This is a genomic window from Kibdelosporangium philippinense, assembly GCF_021390435.2.
Classification (GTDB): domain Bacteria; phylum Actinomycetota; class Actinomycetes; order Mycobacteriales; family Pseudonocardiaceae; genus Kibdelosporangium; species Kibdelosporangium philippinense.
Genome location: NZ_JAJVCN010000001.1, coordinates 2,273,910 through 2,286,075, shown reverse-complemented (window position 1 = coordinate 2,286,075; position 12,166 = coordinate 2,273,910). Strand labels below are relative to the sequence as shown.

General features: G+C 65.7%; 15 protein-coding genes. 6 read left to right on the top strand and 9 right to left on the bottom strand.

The genetic code is table 11. The features are described from left to right. The first annotated feature begins 202 nt into the window (after positions 1-202). Together LWC34_RS10475 and LWC34_RS56770 are read left to right on the top strand one after the other, a co-directional pair. Positions 203-721: a hypothetical protein gene (locus LWC34_RS10475; RefSeq protein ID WP_233724805.1), complete on the top strand. Its 519-nt coding sequence runs from the start codon at positions 203-205 to the stop codon at positions 719-721. A 95-nt stretch (positions 722-816) separates the two neighbouring features. Further along, on the top strand, positions 817-939 hold the full coding sequence (locus LWC34_RS56770) for a hypothetical protein (RefSeq protein ID WP_284051428.1): 123 nt from the start codon (positions 817-819) through the stop codon (positions 937-939). Positions 940-947: 8 nt separating this feature from the next. Here the strand turns inward: LWC34_RS56770 and LWC34_RS10470 are convergent, their stop codons facing one another. After that, a complete protein-coding gene (locus tag LWC34_RS10470; RefSeq protein ID WP_233724804.1) occupies positions 948-1,868 on the bottom strand; it encodes a helix-turn-helix domain-containing protein in 921 nt (306 codons plus the stop codon). Positions 1,869-2,206: 338 nt separating this feature from the next. Between LWC34_RS10470 and LWC34_RS10465 the strand changes: the two genes are divergently transcribed. Continuing rightward, positions 2,207-2,425, top strand: coding sequence for a hypothetical protein (locus LWC34_RS10465; RefSeq protein WP_233724803.1), 219 nt, complete (start codon positions 2,207-2,209; stop codon positions 2,423-2,425). On the opposite strand, the gene LWC34_RS10460 is transcribed toward LWC34_RS10465, so the two are convergent. Beyond that, the gene (locus LWC34_RS10460; RefSeq protein WP_443667751.1) at positions 2,418-3,761 is read right to left on the bottom strand and encodes an IS701 family transposase; all 1,344 of its coding nucleotides are present in this window, start codon (positions 3,759-3,761) and stop codon (positions 2,418-2,420) included. The two genes, LWC34_RS10465 and LWC34_RS10460, sit on opposite strands and share 8 nt — an antisense overlap. Before the next feature lie 177 nt (positions 3,762-3,938). Here LWC34_RS10460 and LWC34_RS10455 point away from each other — a divergent pair, with 177 nt between their 5' ends. Beyond that, a complete protein-coding gene (locus tag LWC34_RS10455) occupies positions 3,939-4,229 on the top strand; it encodes a MarR family winged helix-turn-helix transcriptional regulator (protein ID WP_233724802.1) in 291 nt (96 codons plus the stop codon). Between the two features lies 1 nt (position 4,230). On the opposite strand, the gene LWC34_RS10450 is transcribed toward LWC34_RS10455, so the two are convergent. Beyond that, a complete protein-coding gene (locus tag LWC34_RS10450; RefSeq protein WP_233724801.1) occupies positions 4,231-4,851 on the bottom strand; it encodes a hypothetical protein in 621 nt (206 codons plus the stop codon). 17 nt (positions 4,852-4,868) lie between these two features. On the opposite strand from LWC34_RS10450, the gene LWC34_RS10445 reads away from it, so the two are divergent. Further along, a complete protein-coding gene (locus LWC34_RS10445) occupies positions 4,869-5,027 on the top strand; it encodes a hypothetical protein (RefSeq protein ID WP_233724800.1) in 159 nt (52 codons plus the stop codon). Here the strand turns inward: LWC34_RS10445 and LWC34_RS10440 are convergent. The 4 genes from LWC34_RS10440 to LWC34_RS10425 all read right to left on the bottom strand — a co-directional run bounded on the left by LWC34_RS10440 (position 5,024) and on the right by LWC34_RS10425 (position 8,306). After that, on the bottom strand, positions 5,024-5,266 hold the full coding sequence (locus LWC34_RS10440) for an acyl carrier protein (protein WP_233724799.1): 243 nt from the start codon (positions 5,264-5,266) through the stop codon (positions 5,024-5,026). The two genes, LWC34_RS10445 and LWC34_RS10440, sit on opposite strands and share 4 nt — an antisense overlap. A 1-nt stretch (position 5,267) precedes the next feature. Continuing rightward, positions 5,268-6,485 carry a ketosynthase chain-length factor gene (locus LWC34_RS10435; protein ID WP_233724798.1) on the bottom strand — a complete coding sequence of 406 codons (1,218 nt, stop codon included), beginning with the start codon at positions 6,483-6,485 and terminating at the stop codon, positions 5,268-5,270. Then, on the bottom strand, positions 6,482-7,750 hold the full coding sequence (locus LWC34_RS10430; protein WP_233724797.1) for a beta-ketoacyl-[acyl-carrier-protein] synthase family protein: 1,269 nt from the start codon (positions 7,748-7,750) through the stop codon (positions 6,482-6,484). The genes LWC34_RS10435 and LWC34_RS10430 overlap by 4 nt, the downstream gene beginning before the upstream one ends. A gap of 124 nt (positions 7,751-7,874) precedes the next feature. Then, positions 7,875-8,306 (bottom strand): MerR family transcriptional regulator, encoded by a 432-nt coding sequence (locus LWC34_RS10425; RefSeq protein WP_233724796.1) that lies wholly within the window; start codon positions 8,304-8,306, stop codon positions 7,875-7,877. Positions 8,307-8,360: 54 nt separating this feature from the next. Here LWC34_RS10425 and LWC34_RS10420 point away from each other — a divergent pair, with 54 nt between their 5' ends. Next, the gene (locus LWC34_RS10420) at positions 8,361-9,806 is read left to right on the top strand and encodes an MFS transporter (RefSeq protein WP_233724795.1); all 1,446 of its coding nucleotides are present in this window, start codon (positions 8,361-8,363) and stop codon (positions 9,804-9,806) included. Between the two features lie 64 nt (positions 9,807-9,870). Here LWC34_RS10420 and LWC34_RS10415 read toward each other — a convergent pair whose 3' ends face one another. Together LWC34_RS10415 and LWC34_RS10410 are read right to left on the bottom strand one after the other, a co-directional pair. Continuing rightward, the gene (locus tag LWC34_RS10415) at positions 9,871-11,103 is read right to left on the bottom strand and encodes a cytochrome P450 (RefSeq protein ID WP_233724794.1); all 1,233 of its coding nucleotides are present in this window, start codon (positions 11,101-11,103) and stop codon (positions 9,871-9,873) included. Further along, positions 11,100-12,164 carry a methyltransferase gene (locus LWC34_RS10410; protein WP_233724793.1) on the bottom strand — a complete coding sequence of 355 codons (1,065 nt, stop codon included), beginning with the start codon at positions 12,162-12,164 and terminating at the stop codon, positions 11,100-11,102. Before LWC34_RS10410 ends, LWC34_RS10415 begins: the two co-directional genes overlap by 4 nt. Positions 12,165-12,166: the final 2 nt, after the last annotated feature.

Genomic DNA, 12,166 nt, shown 5'->3' with positions numbered 1-12,166 from the left:
GCAGGGTCAACTCAGTCAGCGAACCAGCATCGGAGTCCGGTCGTCTACGCGTGGTATTTGCCGTTTACCAAGATCGCCCGTGGATGGACGCGTGGTTCGCGGGCAGGTTGCGCTCAGTTGACCATGATCTGCGCCATGCAACCTCCGCTTCGAGTGGGCGTCTCAACAAGCAGCACCGACTCTGTCCACTAAGGAGACTTCGATGAACAAGCGACTGTTCGTCCTGGTCGCACCCACCGCCGCTCTCGCAGGCGCGCTGCTCCTCGGCGCCTGCGGCAGCCAGCAGCCTGCGGCACCGTCCCAACAGGACACTTCCGCTGCCATGAAACCGGCCAGCAGCACCGGGAATCTACTGTCGAGTGGCGACAACCTGCCAGGCACCGGTCACCAGTACGCGCCGAAAGCCAAGGCAGGCACGAATTGCGGGCCTGTGGAGTACACGAAGGGCGGCCCGAAGTACAACCTGATCACCGACGACACCAGCGCGGGCAACCCCGGCTGCACTGTGGCGTTCAACATTCTCGACGAGTACCTGAAGGCGCCGGTCGATCCGGCTGGCGGTTCCCAGGGCAACAAGAAGCTTTCGCAGGGCTGGTCCTGCGCGACCGACGGCGGCTCCGGCGCCAGCGCCACAGGCATGATCGCCTGCACGACCGGCAAGCCCAATGGCAGCGGCGGTGTGACCGGTGGTTTCGCTTTCCACACCGAGCGCGTCCGCTGACACGTTTATCGAAGCCTGGCGACAATCAGCCAGCCAAGTCTGCTCGAACCGCGTATAGCCTTTCGGAAAATGCACGCGAGACGACAGGTGTGGCGATGAAGATCCGCGAAGTGGTTCGAATAGGCGGGCTCGCTCTCGCGGCAATCATCGCCACTGTCGTCCTGCTGACCCAGCCTAGTCTGGCCACCTCGATCGTCGAGTGGATCGTATTCAAATGACCGTTTTGTCAGTTACCGGACAATCGTCGGTACTGACCGGGAGGCCAGCCATATTCCCGTCGGAACGCCGTAGAGAACTGGCCCATGCTCTGGTATCCGACGGCCGCCATCACCTCTCGCACCGATTGCGTTGTGGTTCGTAGCAGGTGCGCTGCGCGACGTAGCCGTAGCATCATCAGACATTGGTGCAGCGTGGTTCCGGTCGCGTTCTTGAACGATCGCAGCAGGTGATATTTGCTCATCGTCACGTGCCCCGCGAGCTTGTCGAGGGTGACGTCTTCCGTCAGGTTCTCGTGCAGGTATTCCATGATCGTGCGCAGTGTCGCCCGGTCGAGCGCTGCTCGTCGTTCCGTCGGCTGTGCGCCGGATTTCGAGCGCAGCATGTGTGCGGCGAGGGAGGTCGCGAGCGAGTCCGCGTAGAAGGCGGGCGCGCGGTCGTGGATGGCCCTTGCGACGGCGTAGCCGGTCGCGGCGACGAGCGGATCGTCCATGGCAAGGTTGTTTGGCAGGTCCTCGGGCTGCAGCAGGCCGAGACCGCCGAGTTCCCAGCTGACCTCGTCCACCAGCTGCGGATACAGGTACAGGTGCACTGACCGCGCCGGGTCCTGTTCCGAGACTTGCCATCGCAGCATGCAGGAGGTCTGCGGCGCGGAGATGCGGGCCGATCCGGGTTGGTAGGCGGCCCGCTCCCACTGCCTGCCCAACCGGCCTTCGACCGTGCAGCGCCCTCGGGTGGCCACCACGACAAGCATCGCGGCGGTCGGCACCGTCGAGAACTCCGCGACCGTCGGGTCGGCGTAGGTGCGGGCCAGCATGGTCGTCCAGCCAAGTCCCTCGCTGGTCGGCAAGCGCGAGGACGGCAACGTGGTGTCTGCCTGACGGGCTTCGGCGACAGCCTCCGTGTGCGATGACATCTTGTTTGTGGACATTCAGGCCGTCCTCGAGGCTGGGCGATCGACCATGGGACCGCGATGACAAAGCGTACGCACTATATGGACACCCCATCAGTGCCGCCACTGCGACTAGTGAAAGTCCGAGTATCGAGCCGTGCCGTTTTCCTGAAATTGCTTCATTAATTCCGAAGGTTGCCCACTGTGCTCAAAAATCGTTGAGCCGCGCGTCAGATAGCAACTCGCGCGACTGGTTGCCTGTCTGTCATACATCTGCCAGTCGTTTGCCAAGCGGCGTACGCGGCGATAACTTTTCGACACAAACAGCATTTTCTTGCCAGCCTGCGCAACTTTGCGATATCGTCGAGGAGTTCATTGTGGACAACGTGGCGGTGAACTCGTTTCGTGTCGCACCAAATGATCGCGCGGAGCTTGCACAGGTCGTCGTGGAGTTCATCGACCAGGGCCACCGCCGGATCTCCCGGCATCTCGCCCTCACCAGAATCCGTGTACTGGGCACGGTCGCCGCTCTGGAACCTGTCCGCCCGAGCGTGGTCGCCGCGGAACTAGTACGGCAGCAGCCATTCGTTAGCTGACCTGGGTGATCTTGATGTCGCGGGCGAGTCTGGCGCGTTTGTGGAACCAGCGTGATCGTGCTTGATGCCTGCGGCGCCAGTTCACCCAGTGGGTTGCGTGTCCAGGTGGTCGGGGTGTGGTGGTGCCGGCGATCAGATGCTTGATTTCGGGGATGGTGAGCGGGATCAGGCCGGGATCAGCGGGTGGGAGCTGGTCGGGGTGTAGGGGTTCGGGGGCTTGACTGTCGGTGCGGTCGCGGAGCAGTGCGGCGGTGACCGCGCAGACCGCAAGAGCGGCGCATACAAGCACGGCGTGTCGGGCGATCGCGGTGTAGAGCCTGACCTGAGCCTGGTCCAGGCCGAAACAGTCTTTGCCGAACTCGAATCCTTCCTCGACAGGCCAACGCAGCCCGGCGGCGCGGATCAGCCGGGTCTTGGTGAGCAGTGCGCTTTCGGGCACGTAGCAGTAGTGGAAGGCCAACTCGCCGGTGCGCAGGTGTTTGCGGATGAGGAGGTAGTGGCGGGCCGAGTTGGTGGCGATCCAGGCCCAGGCATACCACCGGTCGCCTTTGGAGCCCTTGCCGGCCGAGCGGATTTCCCACTGTCGCTCGCGTTTCAGCAATGTCTTCGTGGCCTGGTCGCAGGACAGCTCCATGCCGCTGGACAGGATGATCCGGAAGTTCTTCTGAACCCGCAGCACATAGGCTTGCTTGTCGGCCTCGAAGTGGGCCCGCAACTCGGTGCAGCTGCCGTAAACCTCGTCCCCGCAGTAGAAATCAGGCCGGAACCCGTCCGCGGCCACCGTCGTGCAGATGTCGATGGCCAACTGTCCTTTGGTGCGGAACGTCAGATCCAGGGGAAGCGCCGAGCGCAGCGACGTCACCGGGTCGCTGATGTGCTCTTCGGGAATCCACTGTTGGAACCCGATCAACGCATGCCCGACACCTTCGCGCACATAGGACAGGTGCACCGTGTTGATCCCGTTCTCCACCCGACCCGCGCAGCCCAGATGCTGCCGTTTGACACCCGCGGTGGCTTCACCTTTCTTCTGCTGCCCCGTCTCATCCAGCGCCCCGATCACCAACTTCCCGCGCCGGCGCCCGCCCTTGCGGGCCGCTTCCTCCAACCCGGACACCGCGAACCGCCGGATCTGCGCCATCGCCTCGGCCTCGTCCCACACCGCCCGGTTCAGCAGCCGCTGCGTCCGATCCGGTGTCCGGTCCCCGACATACTCAGCGATGGTCCAGCCGTTCCGTTTCGGCAGCTCGCTTGTCACCGCCCGCACGTACTTACGCGCCTGCACGAACGGCTCGATCCGCCGAAAACACGAACGCAGCCGTTCGGACAGCTCACCCAGTTTCCGCCCAGCCAACCGAGCACCTATCCTGGCAGCCGCAGCCGCCTGCGATCCTGTAGTTCTCACAAACACATGATCAACAGGCGGCTGCCCCATGTCGCCACCGGCCCCAGCTACACATCCCCACAGGTCACAACCCGAATGGCTGCTGCCGTACTAGGGCTCACCGCGTCGGCGATGAGTCGACACCTGACCGTGCTGGAGCGAGCGGGACAGATCTCGGTGGAGGCCGATCCTGCTGACTCCCGCACGTTCCTGGTCCGGCAGACCGAAGCGGGCCGCGCCGAGATCGACGCGACCGTTCAGGCAGGGACCGCCGTATTCATGGAGGTCATCGCCGACTGGCCAGACAAGGACGTGGAAATCGCACGGGAGCTGATCACACGACTGAACCAGTCATGGGCACTACGCGGCGACCCCGTCGCTTCCGAGCGGCAGGGCCCTCGGTGGCGCCGGACAAGGAGCTGACTCACGGCACCCTGACGGCGATCTCCTCGCCGAGCCGGGCGCCGTCCTGCAGTTCGAGGTCGTCGCCGCTCCAGAACCGGCCGGGGTCGTACCAGTTCGCACGGCGCGTGGGCAGCAGGCCCATCGACTCGTAGGTCAGCGCGACGATCTCAGCGCAGAACGCTGTCTCCAAGTTCCGTGTCGGCCTGCGGCTGGGCAACCGCCCCTTTAGCCAGCGGCCAGCGAGACGCGCGGTCGACGGGAAGGGCGTGCCGTCAAGACGGGCGATCGTGCGCAGCACGGCGTCTTCCATCTCGCGAGTGATCTCGTGGTCGAGCTGGCGCAGCCAGGCACGTTGCTTGTACTTGACCGACCACGTGGTGACCGCGGCGCGCAGGTCGTGCAACTGGGCACCGCGCTGGTGCATCCCGGTCCACATGTCGGGCAGGGAGCGGCCCAGTTCCGCGTGCCACATCAGTGGCGGGAGGTCTTCGATCACCACTGCCATGCCGACGTGGTTGACCGGGCTGTTGGTGGTCACGCGGATCGCGCGGTCCGCCGGTGAGCTGCCACGGAACACCCACACGTCGCCGGTCCGGGTCAGGTGGACGGCCTCGTCGAGGCTGATCGAGCTGTCAGGCACGGCTGTAGGCTACGCAAATGCGGCTGTGGAAGATCCTGGGCATCGCCGGTTTCCTCGGTGTCGCGGCCACCGGCGTGGTCATCGCCCGTGGTGAGCGGCGTCGGCGCGCGTACACGCCCGAGCAGATCCGGCTCCGGCTGCACGAACGGGCAGCCGAAGCCCAGGAAAAGTCCTAACCGGGCAGCCGGGCGATCCGGTCGTTGATCAGTTCGAGCAGCTCGCTGGGTGTTTGCGCCTCCGTGACCAGGTCGTCGGGGATGACAACGCCTCGGTCGCGCTTGAGCGCGGCGGCTGTCTCGATGAGCGCGAGTGAGTCGTAGCCGAGCTCTTCGAACGTGATGTCCGAGATGTCGCCAGGTACCTCGTCCTCGCCGGCACAGCTGGCAAGCAGGCCGCGCAGGTCGTCGATTGTCATGTCAGCTCCTGTTCTCGATGCCACGGATGACGGTGGCCGCGTTGAATCCCCAGCGGCCGCGGGCGAGGACGAGTGCGGTACGCACGGTCGCTGGCCGTGGCTCCCCCGTCACGAGGTCGATGCCGTACTCGTCAGGCACGTTGGCGGTGCCGAAGGTTGGCGGGATCACGCTTTCCTGGATGCTCGTCAGCGCGGCGACGACGTCGAGCACGCCGCCGCCGGACATCAGCCGGCCGGTGAGCGTTTTGGGCGCGGTGACCGGGACTCCCCTGGTACCAAAGAGTTCCCCCAACGCTTGTGCCTCGGTCCGGTCAAGCTTCGGTACACCCGCCGCGTCGGCGAAAACGACGTCCACATCCTCAGGGGTGATACCGGCGTCGGCGAGCGCGAGCGACGCGGCACGCCGTAAGCCAGACGGCAAACCCTTGTCCGGGTGCGGATCGAACGTCGCCGCGTAGCCGGCGAGCTCGCCGTAACCCTGGATTCCGCGCGCACGCGCCGATTGCGCGCTTTCCACGATGCAGATCGCGCCGCCTTCGCCTGGGACGTAACCAGTTGCGTGCGAGGAGAAGGGACGGTACGCGGTAGCAGGGTCGGGATCGGTGCTGACCTGGCCACCGGCCAAATGCGACAGCCAGCCCCATGGGTCGAAGGCGGAATCCACTCCCCCAGCGACCACGAGCGGCACGCCGTCACGGACCGTGCGAGCGGCCTGCCCCAAGGCATCGAGGCCTCCTGCCTGCTCCGCGACGAGCGCGCTGCTCGGGCCCCGCATCCGGTGGCGGATGGAGATCTGGCCGGTGTTCACGGCGTAGAACCACGCGAATGACTCGTACACGCTGACGTGATCGGGTCCTTGGGCCCACAGCTTGTTGAACTCGCGGTGGGTGAATTCAAAGCCACCGGAAGCATTCGCGGTGACGACGCCCATGTCGTAGTCCTTGAGTTCCGCAGTGTCCACTTCGGCATCTTCCAGTGCCCATTGCGCGGCAACCAGCGCGAGCCGGGTCGATACATCGGTCTGCGGCATCAGCTTGCGGGGTAAGTACTCCGCGATGTCGAGGTCACGTACCAAGCCAGCCAGCCGGGCAGGATAGCCCGACGTGTCGAACCGGTCCAGCTCGCCGATGCCACTGCGGCCGGACAGCGTCGCGGCCCAGAACTCCTTGAGGCCCAAGCCATTTGGCGCGACCACGCCAAGGCCGGTGATGACACTCATGCCGCCGCCCGCGTCAGCACCATCGCGCTCTGGAATCCGCCGAACCCGCTGCCGACGGTCAACACGGTGTCCACGCGATGTTCACGCGCGTGCACCGGCACGTAGTCCAAATCGCATTCCGGGTCGGCGGAATGCAGGTTCGCGGTCGGCGGGACGGCCTGGTTTTCCATTGCCAGCAAGGAAGCCGCGATCTCGACCGAGCCGATGGCGCCGAGTGAGTGGCCGACCATCGACTTGATCGAGCTGACCGGGGTGCGGTACGCGTGCTCGCCCAGGCTGCGCTTGAACGCGGCGGTCTCGTGCCGGTCGTTCTGTTTAGTGCCAGAGCCGTGCGCGTTCACGTAATCGACGGCGTCCGCGTTGAGCCGCGCCATGTCCAGTGCGACACGGATCGCCTCGGCCATCTCGCGGCCGTCGGTCTTGAGCCCGGTCATGTGGTACGCGTTGCAGCGCGTCGCGAATCCGCCGACCTCGGCGTAGATGTGCGCGCCACGGCGCTGGGCGGCGGTCAGCTCCTCCAACACGAACATCGCCGCGCCCTCGGCCAGCACGAACCCGTTGCGGGTGCCATCGAACGGCCGGGAAGCCTCTGATGGCACGTCGTTGTACGTGGTCGTCGCCTTGATCGCGTCGAAACTGGCGACCACGATCGGCGTGATCGGGGTGTCCGCGGCACCCGCGACCACGACATCCGCACTGCCCTCGCGGATCAGCGCGACGCCGTGGCCGACCGAGTCGAGCCCGGACGTGCAGCCGTCCGACACCATCGCGACCGGTCCCTCGGCGCCCACCACCCAGGCGACCTCGGCGGGCATCACGCTGGGAACCATGTAGTCGTACATCTGCGGACTGAGCTGGTCAGGCGACATCGTCCAGCGCTTGCCCGAGTCCGACAGCACGAGGTACTCACGTTCGAGGCTGGTCGCCGCCGCGACAGCCGAGCCTAAACTGACCCCGACGCGGTGTGCGGCAACGCTTTCGCCCAGTCCGCTGTCGGCCATCGCCTCGCGGGCGCAGACCACGGCGAACTGGGTCGCGCGGTCCATCCGCCGGATCTCGCGAGGGCTCAGGCCCTCGGCCTGTGCGTCGAAATCCACTTCGGCCGCGACTTGGGAACGGTAAGGCGACGGGTCGAAGAAAGTAATGCGCCGGGTCGCCGTCTGCCCGGCGGAGAGCAATTCCCAGAACGCGTCCTTGCCAAGCGATCCGGGCGCCCGGATTCCCATTCCGGTGATGGCGACCCGGCGGTTCAGCCTGCGGTGCATAGCTGCATCCTTCTCTGCGAGAACCAGGTTGGAGGAAATCGTTCCCCGTTACACAGAAATCTAGGCTTTCCGCCTCTATCCCCGCTCAACCTGAGCTCTAACGCAGAAAAAGTCGTCCCGTTATTCAGCGCGCGGGCGCCCACAACTGGTCGGCGTCCCCGGCTTCGAGACGGCCCCGGTACACGTCGATCTTGTGGTCGATCAGCTCAAGGTTGTCCTGCAGCACCGCGAGCTGCTCGAGCACGCTGGCGCGATGCTCTTCCAGCAGGGCCAGGCGCTCTTTCTCGTTGCCGTGCCCCTCGAGCACCAGTTGCGCGTAGCGCTGGATGACCTTGATGGGCATGCCGGTGGCCCGCAGTTTCGTGCAGACGCGGATCCAGTGCAGGTCACGCTCGTGGTAGCGGCGTCTGCCGCCGGTCGTGCGGTCGACATCGGTGACGACGAGGCCGACACGTTCGTAGTAGCGCAGCGTGTGCGCACTGACGCCGGTGCGACGGGCGGCCTCCGCGATGGTCAGGCCCGCCGCCGGGATGGGTGACGACTTGACTTCGAGCACGCTCTAAATCCTAGCGTGGAATCGACCACCGAGAAGCCCAGCAAGGGGGACCCCATGCCCGAACTCAGCCGACGCAGGCGGCTGCTGGTACTAGCCATCTGCTGCGCCAGCATGATCGTCGCGACCATGGACATCTCCATCGTGACGGTCGCGCTCCCGGCGATCCGCGCCGACCTGCACGCCACCGAGTCGAGTCTGCAATGGACAGTCGACGCGTACACCCTGGTGCTGGCTTGTTTCCTGGTACTGGCCGGGTCCGCCGCCGACCGGTTCGGCCGCAAACGGGTCTTCCAGATCGGACTCGCGGTCTTCGGGATCGGCTCGCTGCTGTGCGGGCTGGCCGCTGGGGCTGGCTGGCTGGTCGCGGCACGGGCGCTGCAGGCGGTCGGCGGCACGATGCTCAACCCGGTCGCGATGGCCATCATCGCCACGACGTTCCCGGTCCCCGCCGAGCGGGCCAAGGCGATCGGCGTGTTCGGCGCGACGTCCGGCCTGGCGCTGGCGCTCGGCCCGATCCTCGGTGGCGCGTTGGTCGACCACCTGGGTTGGCGGTCGGTGTTCTGGATCAACGTGCCGATCGTGGCCGTCGCGATCCTGTGCACTTACTTGTTCGTCCCGGAGTCCCGTGCCGAACGTGCCCGCCGGTTCGATCCGGTCGGCCAGGTCCTGGTGATCCTCCTGCTTGGCTCGGTGGTCTACGCGATCATCGAATCCGGCCGGCTCGGTTGGACGTCGCCTGCCATCCTCGGCTTGCTCGCGGTCGCGGTACTCGCGGTGGTCGCCTTGATCGCTTACGAGCCCCGCCGCCACGACCCGCTGCTTGAGTTGCGGCTGTTCCGCAGCGTCCCGTTCGCGTCGGCGATCGTCATCGCGATCGCGGCGCTCTGCGGGTTCGGGTCGTTCCTCTTCCTGACCACGCAGTACTTGCAGGACATCCGTGGGATGTCCGCGATCACGGCAGGCCTGAGCTTGCTTCCGGCCGGGGTGATGATCGCTGTGGTCTCCCCCATTTCCGGCCGGATCGTCGGGGCTCGCGGGCCTCGGCTGCCACTGCTGGTGTCCGGCGGCACGCTGACACTTGGCGGCCTGGCGTCGCTGTGGCTGGCGCCGGACACACCGTTGGTGGCTGTTCTGGCGATCTACGTGCTGTTCGGCGTGGCGCTGGCGACGAGTGCGGCGCCGATCACGAACACCGCGGTGTCCGGAATGCCGCGTTCGATGGCCGGGGTGGCGGCTTCGGTGGCGTCGGCAGGCAGGCAGACCGGGACCACGCTGGGTGTGGCGATCGCAGGTGCGACGGTTGGCGCGGCCTTGAGCCAGGGCGGGAGTGCCTTCACGAACGCTGAGCATGGGGTGTGGTGGCTTTCCGCTGGGCTCGGTGTTGCCGTTGTGGGGCTTGGGTTGCTGAGCACGGGGCCGTGGGCGAAAAAGACGGCCGCTCGGGCGGCGGAGTTGTTCGAAGAGGTGGATCTGGGCCGCCGAGTGCCCGTCGCCGGATAAACGAAAGACCTCGTGAGTGGTTATGCGGGTTAGAACACGCATAACCACTCACGAGGTCTTTGGATCAGCGGAATCGGATCCGAAGGTTTTCCACCTGTGGGAACGCAACCCTTGTCCGCGGCCTCGGCCGCTCGACGAGTTCCAAGTCCGTGTACCGAGTGAGCACCGCGTGGAACACCACCTCGGCTTGCAGGTTCGCCAACCGCCAGCCCAAGCAGAAATGCGTGCCCAGCCCGTAGGACATCAAAGCGCTGCCTTCACGCGTGACGTCGAACCGGTCTGGGGCGGGAAACCGTGCCGGATCGCGGTTGGCCGCAGCGATCATCACCATCACCCGCGCGTTCGCTGGGATCTCGACGCCGCCGATCTGCACCGGAGCTGTCGTCGTCCGCGGGATCATGTGCGCGGCCGGGGCGTAGCGTAGGACCTCGTCGATCGCACGGCTGAGCAGCGACGGATCCGCCCGTACGAGATCCGCCTGGTCCGGGTGCGTGATGAACTGGTGCACGCCGTTGGTCAGGAAGAACGTCGTGGTCTCACTGCCTGCAGCGATGATCATGTGGCACATCTGCACGAGCTCGTCGAACTCCAGCCGCGCGCCTTCGTCCTCGGCGTCGATCAGCGCGGACAGCAAGTCGTCGCCGCGTTGGCGCTGCCGTTCACGCACGAGGGCGCCGAAGTAGTCGTCCAGCGAGGCCGCGGCCTCGTTCGCCGTACGGAGCTCCGAGGCGGTCATGCCGACTTCGAACACCCGTTGGAAGTCCCGGATCCACTCCCTGAGCCGCGGCGCGTCCTGCTCGGGCACGCCAATGAGCCCAGCCACCACGCTGAAGGAGAGCGGGAAGAACACGTCGTTGCAGATGTCTCCCCCACCCGTCTCCTCCAGCGGACGCATGAGGTCGTCGAACCGGCGCTCGATGAACGCCCGGTGCTCCATCACCCGCTTCGCGGTGAAGGCCCGGTTCACGATCCGGCGCAGCCGCGTATGCCCGGGTGGATTGGCCCACAGCATGTTCGCGGCCAGCTTGCGCAATGCGTGGTGCTGGTCCCACTGGCCGCTGAACCGCCCGCCCATCCACGTGTACACGTTCTTGTCGACCTGTTTGCTACGCAGGAACTCGTCGACGTCGTCGTGGCTCGTGAGCACCCAGGTGCCCAAGGTGCTCTGGTGCACGGGCGCGGCCTCGCGGATCCGGTGGTAGCGCGGGAACGGATCGGCCAGGCCTTCCGGGGAAAACAGCAGTTCGGCCAGTGCTTCGTTGGCGGTGTGCGCGGCGTCGGTGACCGTCGCCGTCATCGGACTTTCCTGGCGCTCAGGATGGCCTGCGCGGCCCACGAGTCCGGCGGCATGTCAGCGGGGTTCTGTGCGATCGCGTTGGTGACCTCGAACCCGCAGTCTGCCAGCCATGTGCGGTAGGTCGAGAGCTTCTGCGGACCACCTTTCCCCATGGCGCAGCCAAGGAAAAAGGCCGGGAAGAAGTCGACACCGTAGGAGTCCTTGACGTTTTCCGGGTACACCGGGACGAGAATGTGCACCAACGACCCGATCTCGACCGCGGAATTGACGCCCTTGAGGATGGCGAACACTTCGTTCTTGTCGAACATGTCAAGGAAGTGCTTGATCATCACGACGGTGAAACCCGATGGCACGCCTTGGAAAACGTCCCCGCCAATGAATCCGCAGCGATCCTCGATGCCGTGCTCCCGGAAATTCCGCAGCGCGTCCTGTTCCTTTTTCGGCAGATCGAACGTGGTCACGTGCAGACCGGGCGAGCCCTTCAGTTTGTGGGTCAGGATCGCACCGAGGCCCGTGTTCCCGGCGAGGTCGAGCACCCGCGCACCTTCCGGGATCTCGACGTTCTCGAAGAACCACGGGTCGATGTGCGCGGTGTACGTGTCCATCGCCTTGCCCCAGGACTCACGCAGCTCCGCATGTACGGTCGCGGCGTCGTACACGTTCCCGTCGAAGCCGTAGAACTCCTTGAGCCCCACGGGTTTCCCGGCGCGGACGCTCTCGGTCATGTAGTAGCCCTGGCGCAGCATCAGGACCTTGATCATGGTCGAGATCGACAGCACTCGGTTCAGGTCGGCCCCGGCGATGTCGGCCAGCCCACCGAGCGTGTAGGTCTCGGCGGCCTCGTCGTAGGTGACGAAGTCATCTTTGACCATCAGGTGCAGCAACTGCTGCACGGCATCCGGCGTGACGCCTGCGACGTCAGCCAGTTGCTGCGCGGTCTGCGGCCCGGAGTCCCGTAGTGCGTCGACCAGGCCGAGCTCGAAGCAGGACAGCAGGGTGATGAACCTCGACGGCCCGACCATGTACTCGCGGAACCGGGTGAGGGTGGCTTCTGCAGTCATGG